Genomic DNA, 18,859 nt, shown 5'->3' with positions numbered 1-18,859 from the left:
CACGGAAAATGGGGGATCTAGCAATAGATTTCTGTGGCGAGTGGTACGAACCGTCGGACGAGGATGTTTTCAACATAGGCCGCGAAGGCGACCTTGAAGTGGACGACAACCCGTACCTGCACCGGCAGTTCCTGCAGGTCGCCCGCTATGACGGGATCTGGTGGCTCAGCAATGTGGGCAGCATGCTCTCGGCCACCGTGGCAGACGGTTCCGGCGGCATGCAGGCCTGGCTCTCCCCGGGAGCGCGCATCCCCCTTGTCTTCAGCCACACGAACATCATCTTCACGGCCGGGCCGACGACGTATGAATTCGCTGTCCACCTTAAGACGCCCTCTTTCCGCCAGGCAGCACGCGACGACGACAGCAACGGGGAAACCACCGTCGGGCCTGTGGTCTTCACCGACTCGCAAAAAGCCCTGATCGTCGCCCTCGCCGAGCCGATGCTCAGGCGCGAGGGAACAGGTTTCAGCGCCATCCCGTCCTCGGCGGCCGCCGCTAAAACACTTGGCTGGGCGCTGACCCGGTTCAACCGGAAACTGGACAACGTCTGCGACAAGCTGGACCGGGTGGGCGTGGTCGGCCTGCGCGGCGGCGGCGGAAAGCTCGCCACCAACCGGCGCGCCAGGCTCGTGGAGCACGCCGTGACATCGCATCTGGTAACCCCTGATGACCTGTATCTGCTCGAAAAAATGAGGGGCGTGGACGAAGGATGAGAATCCGGCTGACGCTCCGCCGGGATCCGGCGGAAACCAAGGACCTCGCGGTCACTGTGGACGGCCTGGCGACCGTGGCGGACATCGCCACGCAGCTGTGGGCCGCGGATCCGGACCGGAGGGGGAATCCGGCGCCGGAGAACCTCTCGCTTCGGATCGATGAAGCGTTTGTTGCCGGCGGGATGCGCGGCAACGTCCTGACCCGCTCGGACAACCTCCTCGAATCCGGTCTGCGGCCCGGGTCCGTGGTGTCCCTGACCCAGGTCAGCGATCACTTCGACGTCCCCGGCGCCAACCGGGGCCCCGCGGCCGCCACGTTGCGGATCCTATCGGGTCCCGACGTCGGCCAGGAGTTCTCGCTCCCCTCCGGCACCAGCTACATCGGCCGCGATCGGGACGTGGACATCCGGCTCACGGACCCGCTGACGTCCAAGCGCCATGCCCGCATCACCGTGGGCGAGGGCATCGAAATCGTGGACACCAATTCGGCCAACGGCCTCCTGATGGACGGGCTGCCCGTCACCCGGGCCACACTGAACTCCTCGGACACGGTGACCCTCGGCGACACCACCGTCACAGTGGTGCCGCTGGGGCGCAACCTGGCGGCAGCACCGACGTCGCCCCTGGTGGACTTCAACCGCTCCCCGAGGGTGGTGCCGCGCTTCGAGGCGCCCAAGCGCGTCCCTCCGGCCGGCCCGAAGCGGCCGGACCACCATCCCTTCCCCTACATCATGCTGGTGGCGCCGCTCGTGATGGGCGCAGTCATTTTCGCCATCACCCGGAATGTCATTTCGGTGGTGTTTATGGCGATGATGCCGCTGTTCATCGTGGGCCATTTTGTGGACCAGCGGATGCAGACCAAGCGTCAGCAGAAGGAACAGCTCAAGCAGTTCCGCGCCTCCATGGCCGCGTTCCGGCAGGACATCACCGAACTCCAGCATGTGGAACGTGCCGTCCGCCTCCAGGAGGCGCCGTCCGTCAGTGACACCGTGGATTCCATCTACAAGCTGGGTCCGCTGCTGTGGACCCACCGCCCCGAACACAAAGGGTTCCTGGGCCTGCGGTTCGGGCTGGGAACCGCGCCGTCGCGCATCGCGTTCGAGGAGCCATCCAACAACGACACCGAAGTTGAGTTCATGCGCGAGATCCAGGACTGCCTGAAGCAGTTCAAGGATATCGAGGGTGTGCCCATCGTTTCGCAGCTGCGGACGGCGGGTTCGTTCGGCGTGGCAGGCGCACGCGGACTGGTCGACGACGTGGCGCGCGGCATGGTCCTGCAGCTGGTGGGCCTCCATTCGCCGGCAGAGGCAGTGGTCACTGCCATCACGTCCGCCCAGTCCAGGGAACGGTGGAACTGGCTCCAGTGGCTGCCCCACGTCGGTTCGGGCCACAGCCCGCTGGCCGGTGACCACCTGGCCGCCGGGTCCGCCAGCGGCTCCTCCCTGCTGGCACGCCTTGAAGACCTGCTGGACGCCAGGGAAGCGGCCGCCGGGAGGTCCGGCGCGGACCTGCGCCCGGACATTAACCCGGCCAGGGACGAGGTCCCTGAGCCGATGTTGCCTGCCGTGCTGGTCATTGTGGAGGACGACGCCCCGGTTGACCGTGGCCGCCTGACCCGGCTCGCGGAACGGGGCCCGGATTCGGGGGTCCACGTTATGTGGGTGGCTACCGATATCCAGGCGCTGCCGGCCGCCTGCCGCGACTTCATGGTGGTGGATGGCGACCACGGCACCACCACCGGCCAGGTCCGGCTGGGCCGGCACACCTACCCGGTGAGCTGCGAAAGCGTGGACGCCGATTTGGCGGGCCAGCTTGCCCGGATGCTTTCCCCGGTGGTGGACGTTGGCAAGCCGATGAGCGATGACTCCGACCTGCCGCGGGCCGTGTCCTATGCCACCCTCATCGGCAAGGACTTCCTGGACAACCCGCAGGCTGTCGCCGAACGCTGGACGGAGAACAACTCCGTCCACGCCACAGCCGTCGCCAACCGCAAGGACAACGGAACCCTGCGCGCGCTCGTTGGGTCCAAGGGTGTTGAACCCCTCTACCTTGACCTCAAGAACGAAGGCCCGCACGCCCTCGTGGGCGGCACCACCGGTGCCGGCAAGTCCGAGTTCCTGCAGTCCTGGGTCATGGGCATGGCCGCCGCATACAGCCCGGACAGGGTGAGCTTCCTGTTCGTGGACTACAAAGGCGGCGCGGCCTTCGCCGACTGCCTGCACCTGCCGCACACCGTCGGCCTGGTCACGGACCTCTCCCAGCACCTGGTGCGCCGGGCCCTGACCTCGCTGCGGGCCGAACTCCACCACCGCGAACACCTCCTGAACCGGAAGAAGGCCAAGGACCTGCTGGCCCTCCAGCGCGAAGCGGACCCCGACGCCCCGCCGTACCTGGTCATCATCGTGGACGAGTTCGCCGCACTGGCCACCGAAGTTCCCGAATTCGTCGACGGCGTAGTGGACGTCGCAGCCCGCGGGCGCTCCCTGGGCCTGCACCTGATCCTGGCCACCCAGCGACCCGCCGGTGTGATCAAGGACAGCCTGCGCGCCAACACCAACCTCCGTGTGGCGCTGCGCATGGCGGACGCGGATGATGCCGCCGACATCCTCGGCGTGCCGGACGCTGCGTACTTCGACCCGTCCATCCCCGGCCGGGGCGCCGCCAAGACCGGGCCGGGCCGCATCCAGGGATTCCAGACAGGTTACGCCGGCGGCTGGACCACCGAAAAGCCGCAGCGCCCCCAGATCGACATCGTGGAGATGGCCTTCGGATCCGGACCCGCCTGGGACGTGCCGGCACCGGAAAAGCCGGTCCAGGAAGAAGCCGCCGGTCCCAACGACATCGCCCGGATGACGGCGAACATCGTCAGGGCCGCTGAGTCGCTTGCCATCCGCCCGCCGCGCAAGCCATGGCTGGACGAACTGGCCACGACCTACGACTTCTCCAAGCTGCCGAACCCCCGCACCGACGAGCGGCTGCTCCTCGGTGTCGCGGATGATCCGGCCCGCCAGGACCAGCCCACAGTGTTCTACGAACCGGACAAAGACGGCAACATGGCCATCTACGGCACGGGCGGTTCCGGCAAATCGGCGGCCCTGCGCGGAATCGCCATCGCCGCGGCCGTCACCCCGCGCGGCGGGCCGGTCCACGTTTACGGGATCGACTGCGGATCTTCTGGGCTGAAGATGCTCGAGGAGCTTCCACACGTCGGGGAGGTCATCAACGGCGACGACGTGGAACGCGTCGGCCGCCTGCTGCGCCTGCTCCGGGACATCGCCGATGAGCGTTCTGCCCGGTTCTCCGAAGTCCGGGCATCCACCATCGTGGAATACCGCAAGATTGCCGGCCGGCCGGACGAAAAGCGGATCTTTGTGCTGGTGGACGGGATGGGAGCTTTCCGCGAAACGTACGAATACAGCCGGCTCTCCGCGCTGTGGGACATTTTCCTGCAGCTCGCCACCGACGGCCGTCCGCTGGGCATCCACCTGATAGTGACAGGTGACCGTCCCAACGCCGTACCGACGTCACTGCTCGCCTCCATCCAGCGCCGGCTGGTCCTGCGGCTCTCCTCCGAGGACGACTACCTGTCCATGGACGTCCCCAGGGACGTCCTCAGCAGCACCTCGCCCCCGGGACGTGGCCTGCTGGGTGGCTACGAGGTCCAGCTCGCCGTGCTGGGCGGCGACTCCAACCTGGCCCTGCAGGCCCGCGAAGTCCACAAGCTCAGTGAAGCCATGCTGCGCCAAGGCCTGGACAGGGCGCCGAAGATCGAACGGCTCCCGGAACAGGTGGACCTGGACGTCCTGCCGGCCGGCAGCCCCGACCTGCCGGTGATCGGCGTCGACAACGAAACGCTCCAGCCCGCCGAAATCATGGCCAAGGGCCCACTCCTCCTCTCCGGCCCGCCCGGGTCAGGGCGGACGGTGGCGCTCGTAACGCTGGCCTACGCGCTCCGGCGATCGAACCCGGACACCGAACTGGTCTACCTCGGCTCCAGACGGTCGGCAGTCGCCTCACTGCCCATCTGGAACCGTTCCGTAGTGGGCGCGGACGACGCCGCCGAAATCATGGAGGACCTGATTGAGCATTCGTCCGGGAACCCGGGCAAGCTGGCGATCTTTATCGAGGGGCTGACGGAGTTCACGGATACGGTGGCCGAGTCCGGGGTGGCGCAGCTCGTGACGGCCTCCATCAAGGCCGATCAGTGGGTCATCGGGGAATCAGAAACGTCCACCTGGTCCTCGGCCTGGTCGCTGGCGCAGCCCTTCAAATCCGGGCGCAGGGGAGTGCTGCTTAATCCCGGCGACATCGAAGGTGACAGCCTGCTTAACACGTCACTGGGCCGTGTCAGTCCGGAGTTCATTCCGGGCCGCGGCTACATCGTGGGACGCGGCAAGGCACGCAAGCTCCAGATCGCACTGCCGCCGGAAGACAGGGACTAGAAAAGGTATCCATGAAACGATTGCCGTCCGTATTCCGTGTTATCCCAGCGACGGCGGGAGCGGCTGTTTTGGCGCTTTCGGTAGGCCTCTGCGCGGCAGGGCCTTCGAACGCCGAAACGTCCGAGCCAACTCCCACCTGCGGGCTGATCTGCCTTCCGGGTCAGTTCGGACCGGCCCCGGAGAATCCACGCACTCCGCGCCCGAAACCGACCTCGCAGGAACCCTCCGCCCCTCCGGCGCCCGCACCTCCCGCGCCGCAGCCGCCCGCGGGACCCGCCCCTGCGCCGGTTCCCAGCCTTGCCCCGGAGCCGGGCGAAGCCGCCGTCGAAGCGACGCCCTCGGCTGAGGCGCCCACCAGCGCCCCGGCCGCTACTGCGTCCACCTCCACAGAACCGAACTGGAACAAGCCGATCACCAAGTCCGCCAAACCGACGCAGGCCGCCGCCGTGTCCCAGGGCGACGGGCCCGGCTTCGGCGACCCGGGGCTGGTGACCATTGTGGCGGGGGTGCTGCTGATGGGACTCGGTGGCCTGGCCTTCGCCTGGTGGGGCCGGAACCGGGTCTCCACCCACTACTAGGGTTACAGATTTGCCGCGCACTGCCACCGGAAGCCGTGCACTAACGGCGGGCTTATACGTTGGAGGCCGTGAATCCCGGGGATTTGCGGCCCGCCCGCGTGTTGTAGCAGACTACCGGGAACACTAGTTGCCGCGGAGGGGGTGCCGTGCGCTGTCGATAAGGTAACCATGATCCGATCCTCCCCAGTGCTTCGAGCCGTCCCCGCGACCGTTGCGGCTGTTGGCTTGGCGCTGGCAGTCGGCGTTGGCGCAGTGGGGGCTGCACACGCCGAATCGCCGGCGGCCGATCCAACGCCGACCGTTTGTACGTCATGTGCGCAGCCTACGGACGGGCCCGGAGAGGACCAGGGGAAACCGGATCCCAAGACCCCGCAGGAGCCCTCGGTCCCGGCTCAGCCAGCCGACCCCGCCCCTGCGCCTCCCGCCAAAAAGGCTCCGGCTGCCCCGGAACCGGAGCCCACCCTGGCGCCCGAACCCAGCGCAACTGTCGAAGAGACACCAGCGGCAGAGGCCACCACCGCGTCGCCCAGCCCGACGCCGTCGACGGCTGGCCCGTCGACTGAATCCAACTGGAACAAGCCCATCACGAAATCGGCCAAGCCCACCCAGGCGGCGGCCATCTCCGGCAGCGACGGCACAGGCCCCGGTGCCGGGCCCCTTCCCATCGTTGCCGGCGTGCTGCTTGTGGGCCTGGGTGGAATCTCCTTCGTCTGGTGGAGCCGGAACCGCATCTCGGCGCACTGATTCCCGCCTCCCGGCTCGCCTATGGGGAGTGGTGCATGGGCAGCGGTCCCCATCGACAGTGTTTTGGGGCCGGGATAGGTTCTAGGTAATGGATCTTCCGGATCAGCCGGGGGCCGCTGGGGATGCCGATCTGGATCGGATCCAAGACTAAGGAGAATACTCATGGCTTTGTGGGGCGCAGATGTAGAACAGCTCAGGACTCTCGGCACCAAGCTGCAGCATGGTGCAAACGAGATTGAGCAGCAGAAGAACAACCTGAACACCCTGCTGAACTCCACGCAGTGGATGGGCCCGGACGCGGACGCCTTCAAGCAGCAGTGGTCCGGTGAGCACATGACGCAGCTGACCCGGGTCGCTGAATCCCTGAAGGAAGCCAGCCAGAAGGCCACGCGGAACGCCCAGGAGCAGACGGACGCTTCACACTAGCCACAGCAGTATCACCAACGGGCCCGGACACAACACAGTGTCCGGGCCCGTTGGCGTCCGCCGCAGGGTCGCTGCAATGTCAGCCCCATGAGGCAAGATAGGTCTGTGAGCACAGCACCCGGCCCCACAGGACAGACAACCACCAGGACTGAGCCCGGATCGACCGATCCGGAAGCAGTCCCCTCCGACTCCGTGCGCGAGGAGTACCAGAACCTGGCTGACCTTGTCAGGAAGTACAGGTTTGCCTACTACCAGGAAGACTCGCCGCTGGTCTCGGACGCAGAATTTGATGACTTGTTCCGCCGGCTGGAGGAGATTGAGGCGCTGCATCCGGAACTGGTCTCCAATGATTCCCCCACACAGGTAGTCGGGGGCGAGGTCTCCGCCGCGTTTGCCGCCGTCGAACACCTGCAGCGTATGTACAGCCTCGAGGACGTCTTTTCCCTGGAGGAGCTGGAAGCCTGGCTCGGCAAAGCCGAAGCCTCCGTTGCAAAAATCGGCAACGGCACGGCCGGGCCTGCCTGGCTGACCGAACTGAAGATCGACGGCCTGGCCGTCAACCTGCTGTACCGCGACGGCAAGCTCGTGCGCGCGGCCACCCGCGGTGATGGCTACACGGGCGAAGACATCACGCACAACGTCCTGACCATCAAGGAGATACCGCAGCAGCTGACCGGCGGGAACTATCCGGCCGAGATGGAAGTCCGCGGCGAGGTCTTCATCCCGTCCCAGGCGTTCGCCGAATTCAACGGGGCCCTGATTGAGGCCGGGAAGGCCCCACTGGCCAACCCCCGTAACGCCGCCGCCGGTTCGCTCCGGCAGAAGGACCCGGCAGAAACCGCCAAACGTCCGCTGCGCATGTACGTGCACGGCATTGGCGCCCGTGAAGGGCTGGACACCGTCAGCCAGTCCGACACGTACCGGCAGCTCGCCGAATGGGGCTTGCCCACCAGCCCTTACTTCGAGGTCCTGGGCAGCCTCAAGGACGTGCTCGCCTTCATCAAGCGCTACGGCGACAAGCGGCACAGCCTCACGCACGAGATCGACGGCATCGTGGTCAAGGTGGACGATTTCGCCACCCAGCGGGCGCTGGGATTCACGTCGCGCGTACCGCGCTGGGCGGTGGCCTACAAGTACCCGCCGGAGGAAGTGCACACGAAGCTCCTGGACATCGACGTCAATGTCGGCCGGACCGGGCGCGTCACACCGTTCGGCGTGATGGAGCCGGTCAAGGTGGCGGGCTCCACGGTGGGGATGGCCACCCTCCACAACCAGGACGTTGTGAAGGCGAAGGGCGTCAAGATCGGTGACATCGTCATCCTGCGCAAGGCCGGCGACGTCATTCCGGAAATCGTCGGCCCCGTGCTTGCCCTCCGGGACCAGCAGGATCCGCCGGTACGCGACTTCGTGATGCCCACCGAATGCCCCTCCTGCGGAACTCCGCTTGCCCCCGGAAAGGAAGGGGACGTGGACATCCGCTGCCCCAACGCCAGATCCTGCCCGGCCCAGCTCCGGGAACGTGTCTTCCATCTGGCCGGGCGCGGCGGGTTCGACATCGAGGCGCTCGGTTGGGAAGCGGCCATCGCCCTCACGCAGCCCGCCGAGCCGGATGTGGCTCCGCTGAGCACCGAAGCTGCCCTCTTTGACCTCACCCCGGAGGCCCTGGCGGATGTCCGGATCAGGCGTGAAAAGCGCTCCAAAGGCGTGGCCACCGGCGAGTTTGAACTGGTGCCGTACTTCTGGAGCAAAGGCACCGCCAAGACGCCCTCAAAGCCTACCGCCACCACCGACAAGCTCTTCCGGGAACTGGAGAAGGCCAAGTCCCAGCCGCTGTGGCGGTTGCTGGTGGCGCTCTCCATCCGGCACGTGGGCCCGCGGGCCTCCAGGGCACTCGCCCAGGCCTTCGGCACCATGGACGCCATCCGGCAGGCCTCCGAGGAGGAACTCGCACACGTGGACGGCGTCGGCCCCACCATCGCCGCGGCCCTCAAGGAATGGTTTGCCGAAGACTGGCACCTCGAAATCATCGACCGCTGGGCCGCCGCAGGGGTCCGGATGGAGGACGAACGGGACGAATCCATGCCGCGCACGCTCGAAGGCCTGACGGTGGTGGTCACTGGGTCGCTGCCGAACTTCAGCCGGGACGAGGCCAAGGAAGCCATCCTCCTCCGGGGCGGCAAGGCTGCCGGTTCCGTCTCCAAAAACACCAGCTACGTCGTGGCCGGCGAAAACGCGGGCACCAAGCTGGACAAGGCGGAGCAGCTCGGGATCCCGGTGCTTGATGAAGATGGGTTCCGTGAACTCCTGGCCAACGGACCGGCCGCTGCTCCGGCCGAAACAGAGGCCGGCGAACCTGGCCAGGTGTCCGAATGAGCCGTCCGGACATCACCGCAGAGCTGCTGGCGGTGGCCCGTCAGGCCGCAGCCGCAGGGGCCGGGGTCCTGGCGTCACGGAACGGAGATGCACTCGGCGTCAGCAACAAGGGCGACGCGGGGGACTGGGTCACGGCCTACGACGTCGCGGCCGAGGACGCGGTGCGCCGCGCCATCACCGCCGCGCGGCCGCAGGACACCATCACCGGCGAGGAACACGGGACCACCCGCCCGGATGCTCCCAGCGGCTACCGCTGGTCCATCGACCCGCTGGACGGAACCACCAACTTCATCCGGAACATCGTCTATTACGCCACCTCGGTGGCGGTGGCCGATCCCGACGGCGTCTGGCTGGCCGGCGTCGTCCATGCACCGGCACTGGACCGCGTCTACTATGCCTCCCGCGGGAACGGCGCGTGGCTTGAGGCCCGGGGCCGGGTGACCCGGCTGGAAGGCCCGGTGGCCGGACGCAAGGGCCAGATCCTTGCCACCGGATTCAGCTACGATCCCGCCGTCCGCGCGCAGCAGGCTGCTGCCCTGGGTGGCCTGATGGACGGTTTCGCGGACGTCCGCCGCCTGGGGTCCGCTGCCCTGGACCTGTGCATGGTTGCCGACGGCACCCATGACGCCTTCGGCGAACGCGGCCTCAACGAACACGATTTCTCCGCCGGCGCGCTGATCGCAGAGGAAGCGGGCTGCTGGGTCCGGCGGCCGCGGCTGACCAGCCCGCTTCGGGGAGGTCCCAAGGACAGTGACAGGCTGGCGGCCTGGACCTGCGCCGCGAGCCTGGAACTGTCGGGCAAGTTTCCGCTGTGACCGGACTGCGCCGTGACGGAGTGATAGTTCAATCACGGAAAGCGGCCTTTCACGCTCCGCTGCCAGCGGGCGCCACTAGCATTGTCAGGTGCAGCCGCAGATAACCATCCGTCCCGCCGTCGAGGCCGACTTTGACGCCATTGCCCGGATCACCAGGGACTCCTACCTGGCCGCGGGTTACTTCGACAGCCCGGACCACCCGTACATGCGGCAGGTCCAGGAAGTCGGCGAGCGTGCGGCGAAGGCCACCATCTGGGTGGCCGAGCGCGACGGACACGTGGTCGGCTCCGTGACCTTGGCTGTGGCAGGGGAACCGTATGCCGACATCGCCCTGGCCGATGAACTGGAATTCCGGATGCTCGTGGTGGACCCGGCAGTGCAGCGCAGCGGGGCCGGCAAGTCCATGGTGGAAGCCATCATCGACCACGCCCGGTCCCTGCCCGGCATCAGCGCGGTGGCGCTCACCACCGGAAAAACGTGGGAAAGCGCCCACGGGCTGTACCGGAAGACGGGGTTCCAGCGCGTCCCGGAACGTGACTGGTTCGTTCCCGGCACCGACATAAAGCTGCTGGTTTACCGGCTGGAGGTCTAGCCGCCCTAGAGTGGTGCCGACTCATTTCAGGACTGAAAGGCCCACCATGCGCAAAACATTCGGCACCGGCTCCGTCTGGGAGCAGACCCTCGGCTACTCCCGCGCCGTCCAGGTGGACAACACGCTGTACGTCTCGGCCACAGCCGCCAGCGGCGAAGACGGCATCGTGGGGGAGGACTTCTACACCCAGACCCAGTTCATCCTGCAGAAGCTCGGCACCGTCCTGGCCGACGCCGGGTTCAGCTTCGCCGACGTTGTGCAGTCCAAGCTCTACGTGACGGACATCAGCAAGTGGGAAGAAGCCGGCCGCGCGCACGGTGAAGTCTTCGGCGAGATCCGCCCCACCCTCTCCCTGGTGCACGTCCTGCCGTTCCTGGACCCGAAGATGCTCGTGGAGATCGAGCTCGTAGCCCAAAAGAGCGCCAGCTAGATCCGTCCAGCGTCCCCCCTCACCCCGCGCGAACTGGCAGGTAATACCTTCAAATCTCCATTTTGAGGGTATTACCTGCCAGTTCGCGCCCAGGGGGAGGGGGGCCTTAGCGGGGCGGGAGGCCGTAGCGGTGTTCCGGGCGGCCCGTGGTCCCGTAGCGCAGCTGGATGTCGACGGCGCCGTCGTCGGCAAGTGCCGACAGGTACCGTTGCGCGGTGGCGCGGGATACGCCCACCCGGGTGGCGACTTCGGCGGCAGAATACTGCTCACCCGGCACCAGCGATTCCAGGACTGCGGCTTCCGTGGCGGACCGGGGCCTGGCCGACGGCGCCACGTCGCCGGGAATGAGCGCCCGCTTCGCGCGTTCCACCCCGTCCTGGTCCAGCGCGCCCGTCTGGCCCAGGATGCGCCGGTACCGGGCGTAGGAGCGGAGCTGCTGGGACAGTGATTCCGCCGTGAAGGGCTTGAGCAGGTAGCCCAGGGCTCCCCGCCGGAACGCCATCCGGAGCGACGCCGCATCCGACGCCGCACTGAGGATCATGGTGTCCACGTCCAGCTGCTGCAGCAGGTCCAGCCCGGACCCGTCCGGCAGGTAGACATCCAGCAGCACCAAGTCCGGGCGCAGGCTGTGGATCGCCTGCAGCGCCAGCGACGCCGTACCCACCGGCGAGAGCGCCAGGAACCCCGGCACCGAATCCACGTACGCGGCGTGGAGCTTGGCGACGTGGAAGTCGTCGTCCACAATCAGCACCCTGAAATCCTCAGGCATCGTTGTCCTCTCCAGCTAAATCATTAATCCGCGCCGTGGTCCGCGGCAGGGAAGCCATAAAAACGGCGCCCGGTCCGCCGACGGACCCCGGCTCCAGTACCTTGACGTCCCCGCCGCGGCGGCGGGCAAGCTGCCGGGCCAGGGCGAGCCCCAGCCCCTGGCCCCCGGCACGCGCCGGCACGGCCGCCCCGGCCGCCGTCGTGAATCCTTCCGCGAACACCGCTTCGGGGTCCGTCCCGCTGCCCAGCCCGTCGCCGGAGTCGGCGACGACGATGTGCAGGGTGCCGCCGTCGTCGCCCGGTTCATCCAGCACCTCCAGCTCCACCCAACGGTCCGTCGACGTGCCGGCGACGGCGGCGTTCACGGCGTTGTCGATCAGGTTGCCGAGCACGGTGGTGACGTCCTGGGGTTCGGTGACCTGGCCCCGGACCAGCGTTTCCGGTCCGATCCGCAGTGTCACGCCGCGTTCGTCCGCCTCCACCCCCTTGGCTCCGACAAACGCCTGAAGGTAGGGATCCTGGAGCAGTTCGGCCTGGTCCACCGGGAACTTCAGCGGTCCCGTTGCAGCCAGGCGCGCCAGGTACTCCCGGGCCTGCTGGTGCTGCCCGATGCTCATAAAACCCGCGATCGTGTGCAGCTGGTTGGCAAACTCATGGCGCTGGGCCCGCAGTGCCGTGGACATGGTGCCCACGGCGTCCAGCTGCCGGGTGAGCTGCTGCAGCTCGGTGCGGTCCCGCAGCATCACCACCCAGCCAAGATCCTCGCGCCGGTGCAGGGCCTTCCGGGCACTGGCCACCAGCACACGCCCGCCCGCCACCAGCTCGATGGCATCCGCTTCGTCGGCGTCCGGCAGCGTCAACGCCTTGAGCTGGCCCGGCACCGGCGCGTCCGCCCACAGCGTCCCGGCCAGGTCGGGCTGCCCCAGGAGCCGCTGGGCCGCAGCGTTGAAGACACTGATCCTGCCGTCCGCGGACACGCCGATGACGCCGTCGTCCACGCCCTGCAGCACGGCCACCTGGTCGTGGACCAGGGTGCTGATCTCCTCCGGTTCCAGCCCCAGCGTCAGCCGCTGCAGCCTGCGCCGCAGGAGGAAAGACGCCAGGACTCCCGCCAGCAGGGCCCCGGCAGCGGTGACGGCAACAGGCCCGATGTCCCGTTGCACGCTCTGGCCCACCGTTTCCATGGAGTAGCCCACACTGACCTCGCCCACCACGGTGACCGTGCCGGGCGCGTAAACCGGAACCTTGGCGCCGGCCGACGGGCCGAGCGTGCCCGTGTTGCGGGTGGTAACCTCCCCGCCGGCCAGGGCCTCGGAAGGATCGGTGCTGACTTTTTCGCCCAGGCGGGCGGGGTCCGGGTGGGCGAGCCGCAGGCCGGTTTCGTCGGTGATCACCACAAAAAGTGCCCCGGTCCTGGTACGCGCGGCTTCGGCGGCGGCCATCAGGGGCCCGGCGGCGAGTTCTCCGGGCGGGGGAGTGCCGGCCTGCTGGCTGATGGCCAGCACCTCTGCGCGGACGGACGGGTCCGACGCCACAGTCCGCGCCAGCGTCAGGGCCTGGTTCTCGGCCTCCCGGCCGATCCTGTCGTAGGTCAGCCAGGCGTGGACCACAGCACTGAGCAGAACCACCAGAAGAACCACCCCCAACTGCAGGAGCAGCGTCTGGGTGGAGAACCGCAACGGCGGCCGGGACGCGGAACGCTGCATGATCCTCCTTGATTCGCGGTGTGGCTGGCCGGCGGAAGGCCGTGAGCACAATGCGCAGAATGCTCGCAATAAGCAGTATGCCAATCAATTGAGGCAAAGGCACAGCGGTGACGGCCGCCACTATAACGTCTGTAGCACGCGTCACACCGTTGTGTCGCCGTTCACACGAAGGAGCCGGCCGTGCTGGTATTACTTGGATTCGCAATGATCGCGGTATTCATGGTGCTGATCATGACGAAGAAGTTGACGCCAGTACTGGCGCTGATCATCGTCCCCACCGTTTTTGGCCTTTTTGCAGGCGCCGGGCTTGGCATCGGGGACATGGTCCTTGACTCGATGAAGTCCATGACCTCCACCGCAGCCCTGCTGATGTTCGCCATCATCTACTTCGGCCTGATGATCGACGTCGGCCTGTTCGACCCGCTGGTGAAGTTCATCCTCCGCAAGCTGGGCAACGACCCCGCCAAGGTGGTCCTCGGCACTGCCATCCTCGCGGCCGCAGTTTCCCTCGACGGCGACGGTTCAACCACCTTCATCCTCACCACCGCGGCCATGCTGCCCGTATACCTGCGCCTGAAGATGAGCCCCGTGGTCCTGACCTGCGTGGCCGGCCTCGCCAACGGCACCATGAACATCCTGCCCTGGGGCGGCCCCACGGCCCGCGCCGCCACGGCCCTCAAGCTGGACGTCAACGACGTCTTTGTCCCCATGATCCCGTCCCTTATCGCCGGCCTCGTAGTGGTCTTCGCCTTCTCCTGGCTGCTGGGCCTGCAGGAACGCAACCGCCTGCGCGCCACCGCACCGGAAATCTGGGGCGTCCCGGATACTGCTGAAGAGTTCGACGGCGGCACCGCCGCCCCCTCCGCCGGAACCGGACGCACCGGGTCACGTACGCCCGGAACCGGAAGCCCCGCCGGTATGTCCCCGGAAGGGTCCGGCGTTGCCGTCCTGGAGCGCACCGAAACCCTCGTGGACGACCACGACTCCGCCATGGCTGATACGGCCCTTGACCCCAACCGCTCCACCCTCCGGCCAAAGCTGTTCTGGTTCAACCTCGGCCTGACCGTCGCCGTCATGGTGATGCTGGTGGCTGACCTCGTGCCGCTGCCGTTCGTCTTTATGGTCGGCTCGGCCATCGCCCTCGTGGTGAACTTCCCCAAGGTCAAGGAGCAGGGCGCGCAGCTGATCGCCCACGCACCCTCCATCGTGGCAGTGGTCAGCATGGTCATGGCAGCGGCAGTCCTGACCGGTGTCCTCAAGGGCACCGGCATGGTGGAAGCAATGTCCGCGTGGCTGGTCCAGATCATCCCTTCCGACATGGGCCCCTTCATGGCCGTGATCACCGGCGTGCTCAGCATCCCGATGACGTTCTTCATGAGCAACGACGCCTTCTACTTCGGTGTCCTGCCCGTGCTGAGCGAAACCGCAGCGCACTACGGTGTCAGCGCCGCCGAAATGGCCCGCGCCTCCATCACCGGCCAGCCGTTCCACCTGCAGAGCCCGCTGGTTCCGGCCATCCTGCTCCTGGTCTCGCTGGCCAAGGTGGACCTGGGCGACCACCACAAGAAGGTGCTCTGGCGCACGGCCGTCATCTCCCTCGTAATGCTTGGCGTGGGAATGCTGACTGGAGCCATCGGAATCGGTTAGTCTTGTCCTGCCTGTGGCTGGCCCTCGTGGCCGGGACCACGGCACCGACGTGCCCGTCTGACGCCCGCTGGGGGTCGTCAGACGGGCACCGACGTTTCCCCACTAGACTGGTTCGGAAAACAATCCGAACTTGCAGGGGAGATCCATGGCTGCGATCAACCGTGACGACGTCGCGCACCTCGCGCGGCTCGCTCACATCGAAATGAGTGCTGACGAGCTGGACAGGATGGCCGGCGAACTCGCGGTCATCGTTGATTCGGTGAAATCGGTAAGTGAAGCTGCCGGAGATGACGTCCCGGCAACCTCCCACCCGATCCCGCTGACGAACGTGTTCCGCGAGGACGTTGTGGGCCACACCTTTACTGCGGAGCAGTCCCTGAGCGGTGCCCCCGACGCATACGAAGGCCGTTTCAAGGTTCCGGCCATCCTGGATGAGGACTGACACATGACTGACACCAACGAACTCATCCGCCTCTCCGCGGCCCAGCTCGCCCAGAAGCTCGCTGCCGGCGAGGTCACCTCCGTCGAGGTCACCCAGGCCTACCTGGACCGCATCGCAGCAGTCGACGGCGGCCCCCGCGGCGTCCACGCCTTCCTGCACGTCAATACCGAGGAGGCGCTCGCCGTCGCCGCCGAAGTTGATGCCATCCGCGCCGCCGGCGGCGCAGCCGCCGCAGAGCTCCACGAGCTCGCCGGCGTGCCCATCGCCGTCAAGGACCTCATCGTCACGGTCGGCCAGCCCACCACGGCCGGCTCCAAGATTCTCGAAGGCTGGCACAGCCCGTACGACGCCACAGTGGTCAAGCGGCTGCGCGACGCCAAGATGCCCATCCTGGGCAAAACCAACCTGGACGAATTCGCCATGGGTTCCTCCACGGAGCACTCGGCCTACGGCCCCACCCGCAACCCGTGGGACCTGGACCGGATCCCGGGCGGCTCCGGCGGCGGCTCAGCAGCCGCCGTCGCCGCCTTTGAAGCGCCGCTGGCCCTCGGCACGGACACCGGCGGCTCCATCCGCCAGCCCGGCGCCGTCACCGGCACCGTGGGCGTCAAGCCCACCTACGGCAGCGTGTCCCGCTACGGCGCCATCGCGATGGCCTCCTCGCTGGACCAGATCGGCCCCGTCTCCCGGACCGTGCTGGACTCGGCGCTCCTGCACCAGGTCATCGGCGGGCACGACCCCTATGACTCCACGTCCCTGCCGGACCCCCTCGGGGACCTCGTGGCCGCAGCACGGCTGGGCAACGTGGACGGCATGAAGATCGGCATCATCAAGGAACTCCACGGTGAGGGCTACCAGGCCGGCGTCGAGAACCGCTTCAACGAATCACTGGAGCTCCTCAAGCAGGCCGGCGCGGAAATCGTTGAGGTGTCCTGCCCCAACTTCAAGTACGCCCTCGGCGCCTACTACCTGATCATGCCGTCGGAGGCCTCCTCCAACCTGGCCAAGTTCGACGGCGTCCGGTACGGCCTGCGCGTCCTGCCCAAGGATGCTCCGCTCACCATCGAACGCGTGATGGGTGCCACCCGCGCCGCAGGCTTCGGCGACGAGGTCAAGCGCCGCATCATCCTGGGCACCTACGCGCTGTCCGCCGGCTACTACGACGCCTACTACGGCTCGGCCCAGAAGGTCCGCACCCTGATCCAGCGTGACTTCGAGGCAGCGTTCGCACAGGCCGACGTGCTGATTTCCCCGACGGCCCCCACCACGGCCTTCAAGCTGGGCGAGAAGCTGAACGACCCTTTGGCCATGTACCTGAACGACGTCGCCACCATTCCGGCCAACATGGCCGGCGTTCCGGGACTGTCCCTGCCGGGCGGCCTGGCGGACGAGGACGGCCTGCCCGTCGGCATCCAGCTGCTGGCCCCGGCCCGCCAGGACGCACGCCTGTACCGGGTGGGTGCTGTCCTTGAATCCCTGCTTGAGGCTCAATGGGGCGGACCGCTCCTGGCCCAGGCCCCGGCTCTGGCCACCTCGGTGGTCGAGCCAGTCGAGACCCTCGAAACCCAGGAGGCAAAATAATGAGCGTTGACGCAACCCTGAGCTTCGAAGAGGCCATGGAGAAGTACGATCCCGTCCTGGGGTTCGAGGTCCACGTGGAACTCAACACCAAGACCAAGATGTTCTCCTCAGCACCGAACGTCTTCGGCGACGAGCCGAACACCAACGTCAACGAGGTGGACCTCGGCATGCCGGGCGTGCTGCCCGTGGTGAACCGGACCGCGATCGAGTCCTCCATCAAGATCGGCCTCGCACTGAACTGCAAGATCGCCGAGACCTGCCGCTTCGCCCGGAAGAACTACTTCTACCCGGACACCCCGAAGAACTTCCAGACCTCCCAGTACGACGAGCCCATCGCGTACGACGGCTACCTGGACATCGAACTGTCGGACGGCACCGTGTTCCGCGTTGAAATCGAGCGCGCCCACATGGAAGAGGACGCGGGCAAGCTGACGCACATGGGCGGTTCCGCGGGCCGCATCCAGGGCGCCGACTACTCGCTGGTGGATTACAACCGTTCCGGCGTTCCGCTGGTGGAGATCGTCACCAAGCCGATCCAGGGCGCCGGCAGCCGGGCTCCCGAGCTGGCCAAGGCCTACGTCGCCGCTGTGCGTGAGATCGTCAAGAACCTCGGCGTCTCGGACGCGAAGATGGAGCGCGGCAACGTGCGCTGCGACGCCAACGTGTCGCTGCGCCCGCACGGCCGCGAACGATTCGGCATCCGTTCGGAAACGAAGAACGTGAACTCACTGCGCGCCGTCGAACATGCCGTCCGCTACGAGATCCAGCGCCACGCCGCCGTCCTGGACTCCGGCGAGCCGGTCATCCAGGAAACGCGCCACTGGCACGAGGACACCCGCTCGACGACGTCGGGCCGGGCAAAGTCCGACGCCGACGACTACCGCTATTTCCCCGAGCCTGACCTCGTGCCGATCGTCGCTTCCCGCGAATGGGTGGAGGAACTGCGCGCCACCCTGCCCGAGCCGCCAGCAGAGCGCCGCAAGCGCCTGCAGGCCGATTGGGGCTACTCGGACCTGGAATTCCGCGACGTGGTCAACGCCGGTGTCATGGACGAGATCGAGGAAACCATCGCCGCCGGAGCCACCGCCACGGTGGCCCGCAAGTGGTGGATGGGCGAGATCGTAGGCCGCGCCAAGAACGCCGACGTCGACCCCGGCCAGCTGGGCGTCCAGCCCGCCACCATCGTTGAGCTGAACAAACTGGTGGAAGACGGCAAGATCAACAACAAAATGGCCACCGCGGTCCTGGACGGCGTCCTCGCCGGCGAAGGCACCCCGGCGGAAATCGTCGAGAAGCGCGGCCTGGCCGTGGTCTCCGACGACGGCCCCCTCCTCGAGGCCATCGACGCTGCCCTCGCCGCGCAGCCCGACGTCGCGGACAAGATCCGTGCCGGCAAGCTGCAGGCGATCGGCGCGATCGTGGGCGGCGTTATGAAGGCCACCCGCGGCCAGGCCGACGCCGGACGCGTCAAGGAACTGATCCTGCAGAAGCTCGGCGTCGAAGGCTAAGCCGCCTGATTTAACCCAACTGGGTCGCAGCAACAGTCGTTATGAGCGCTCATAACGACATCTGCTGCGACCCAGTTGGGTTTAAGTAGTACTC

Annotated in this window: 15 protein-coding genes; 13 read left to right on the top strand and 2 right to left on the bottom strand. The window is 67.1% G+C overall.

Annotation, left to right across the window (positions count from 1 at the left end):
* Positions 1–8: 8 nt before the first annotated feature.
* The 9 genes from EYS21_RS07475 (at position 9) to EYS21_RS07435 (ending at position 11,113) form a co-directional block, all read left to right on the top strand.
* Positions 9–713, top strand: a complete 705-nt coding sequence (locus EYS21_RS07475; RefSeq protein WP_131132572.1) for a hypothetical protein — start codon at positions 9–11, stop codon at positions 711–713.
* Complete coding sequence (locus tag EYS21_RS07470; RefSeq protein WP_131132571.1) at positions 710–5,155, top strand: FtsK/SpoIIIE domain-containing protein; 4,446 nt, start codon at positions 710–712, stop codon at positions 5,153–5,155. Before EYS21_RS07475 ends, EYS21_RS07470 begins: the two co-directional genes overlap by 4 nt.
* A gap of 68 nt (positions 5,156–5,223) precedes the next feature.
* Positions 5,224–5,733, top strand: a complete 510-nt coding sequence (locus tag EYS21_RS07465; RefSeq protein ID WP_131132570.1) for a hypothetical protein — start codon at positions 5,224–5,226, stop codon at positions 5,731–5,733.
* 168 nt (positions 5,734–5,901) lie between these two features.
* Positions 5,902–6,477, top strand: a complete 576-nt coding sequence (locus EYS21_RS07460) for a hypothetical protein (RefSeq protein WP_131132569.1) — start codon at positions 5,902–5,904, stop codon at positions 6,475–6,477.
* Between the two features lie 162 nt (positions 6,478–6,639).
* Positions 6,640–6,903, top strand: a complete 264-nt coding sequence (locus tag EYS21_RS07455) for a WXG100 family type VII secretion target (protein ID WP_131132568.1) — start codon at positions 6,640–6,642, stop codon at positions 6,901–6,903.
* Between the two features lie 105 nt (positions 6,904–7,008).
* Positions 7,009–9,276: an NAD-dependent DNA ligase LigA gene (ligA, locus tag EYS21_RS07450; protein WP_131132567.1), complete on the top strand. Its 2,268-nt coding sequence runs from the start codon at positions 7,009–7,011 to the stop codon at positions 9,274–9,276.
* Positions 9,273–10,091, top strand: a complete 819-nt coding sequence (locus EYS21_RS07445) for an inositol monophosphatase family protein (protein ID WP_131132566.1) — start codon at positions 9,273–9,275, stop codon at positions 10,089–10,091. Before ligA ends, EYS21_RS07445 begins: the two co-directional genes overlap by 4 nt.
* A gap of 88 nt (positions 10,092–10,179) precedes the next feature.
* Positions 10,180–10,683, top strand: coding sequence for a GNAT family N-acetyltransferase (locus EYS21_RS07440; protein WP_131132565.1), 504 nt, complete (start codon positions 10,180–10,182; stop codon positions 10,681–10,683).
* Between the two features lie 46 nt (positions 10,684–10,729).
* Positions 10,730–11,113 (top strand): RidA family protein, encoded by a 384-nt coding sequence (locus EYS21_RS07435; RefSeq protein WP_131132564.1) that lies wholly within the window; start codon positions 10,730–10,732, stop codon positions 11,111–11,113.
* A 106-nt stretch (positions 11,114–11,219) separates the two neighbouring features.
* On the opposite strand, the gene EYS21_RS07430 is transcribed toward EYS21_RS07435, so the two are convergent.
* Positions 11,220–11,882: a response regulator gene (locus EYS21_RS07430; RefSeq protein WP_131132563.1), complete on the bottom strand. Its 663-nt coding sequence runs from the start codon at positions 11,880–11,882 to the stop codon at positions 11,220–11,222.
* On the bottom strand, positions 11,875–13,587 hold the full coding sequence (locus EYS21_RS07425; RefSeq protein WP_207307710.1) for an ATP-binding protein: 1,713 nt from the start codon (positions 13,585–13,587) through the stop codon (positions 11,875–11,877). Before EYS21_RS07425 ends, EYS21_RS07430 begins: the two co-directional genes overlap by 8 nt.
* Before the next feature lie 180 nt (positions 13,588–13,767).
* Here EYS21_RS07425 and EYS21_RS07420 point away from each other — a divergent pair, with 180 nt between their 5' ends.
* The 4 genes from EYS21_RS07420 to gatB all read left to right on the top strand — a co-directional run bounded on the left by EYS21_RS07420 (position 13,768) and on the right by gatB (position 18,765).
* Positions 13,768–15,234, top strand: a complete 1,467-nt coding sequence (locus EYS21_RS07420; RefSeq protein ID WP_131132562.1) for a CitMHS family transporter — start codon at positions 13,768–13,770, stop codon at positions 15,232–15,234.
* A gap of 145 nt (positions 15,235–15,379) precedes the next feature.
* Entirely contained in the window at positions 15,380–15,676 is a 297-nt protein-coding gene (gene gatC / locus EYS21_RS07415; RefSeq protein ID WP_131132561.1) for an Asp-tRNA(Asn)/Glu-tRNA(Gln) amidotransferase subunit GatC, read from the top strand.
* Positions 15,677–15,679: 3 nt separating this feature from the next.
* Positions 15,680–17,257 carry an Asp-tRNA(Asn)/Glu-tRNA(Gln) amidotransferase subunit GatA gene (gene gatA, locus EYS21_RS07410; RefSeq protein WP_131132560.1) on the top strand — a complete coding sequence of 526 codons (1,578 nt, stop codon included), beginning with the start codon at positions 15,680–15,682 and terminating at the stop codon, positions 17,255–17,257.
* Positions 17,257–18,765, top strand: coding sequence for an Asp-tRNA(Asn)/Glu-tRNA(Gln) amidotransferase subunit GatB (gatB, locus tag EYS21_RS07405; RefSeq protein ID WP_131132559.1), 1,509 nt, complete (start codon positions 17,257–17,259; stop codon positions 18,763–18,765). The genes gatA and gatB overlap by 1 nt, the downstream gene beginning before the upstream one ends.
* Positions 18,766–18,859: the final 94 nt, after the last annotated feature.

This window comes from Arthrobacter sp. S39, assembly GCF_004320525.1.
GTDB lineage: Bacteria > Actinomycetota > Actinomycetes > Actinomycetales > Micrococcaceae > Arthrobacter.
The sequence above is the reverse complement of the archived record's forward strand: the minus strand, read 5'-3'. Positions and strand labels throughout refer to the sequence as shown.

Coding starts and splice junctions, on each gene's coding strand:
- EYS21_RS07470 (WP_131132571.1), top strand. CDS start 710: ATGAGAATCCGGCTGACGCTCCGCCGGGATCCGGCGGAAACCAAGGAC.
- EYS21_RS07430 (WP_131132563.1), bottom strand. CDS start 11,882: ATGCCTGAGGATTTCAGGGTGCTGATTGTGGACGACGACTTCCACGTC.
- EYS21_RS07475 (WP_131132572.1), top strand. CDS start 9: ATGGGGGATCTAGCAATAGATTTCTGTGGCGAGTGGTACGAACCGTCG.
- EYS21_RS07460 (WP_131132569.1), top strand. CDS start 5,902: ATGATCCGATCCTCCCCAGTGCTTCGAGCCGTCCCCGCGACCGTTGCG.
- EYS21_RS07445 (WP_131132566.1), top strand. CDS start 9,273: ATGAGCCGTCCGGACATCACCGCAGAGCTGCTGGCGGTGGCCCGTCAG.
- gatB (WP_131132559.1), top strand. CDS start 17,257: ATGAGCGTTGACGCAACCCTGAGCTTCGAAGAGGCCATGGAGAAGTAC.
- EYS21_RS07425 (WP_207307710.1), bottom strand. CDS start 13,587: ATGCAGCGTTCCGCGTCCCGGCCGCCGTTGCGGTTCTCCACCCAGACG.
- EYS21_RS07435 (WP_131132564.1), top strand. CDS start 10,730: ATGCGCAAAACATTCGGCACCGGCTCCGTCTGGGAGCAGACCCTCGGC.
- EYS21_RS07455 (WP_131132568.1), top strand. CDS start 6,640: ATGGCTTTGTGGGGCGCAGATGTAGAACAGCTCAGGACTCTCGGCACC.
- gatA (WP_131132560.1), top strand. CDS start 15,680: ATGACTGACACCAACGAACTCATCCGCCTCTCCGCGGCCCAGCTCGCC.
- gatC (WP_131132561.1), top strand. CDS start 15,380: ATGGCTGCGATCAACCGTGACGACGTCGCGCACCTCGCGCGGCTCGCT.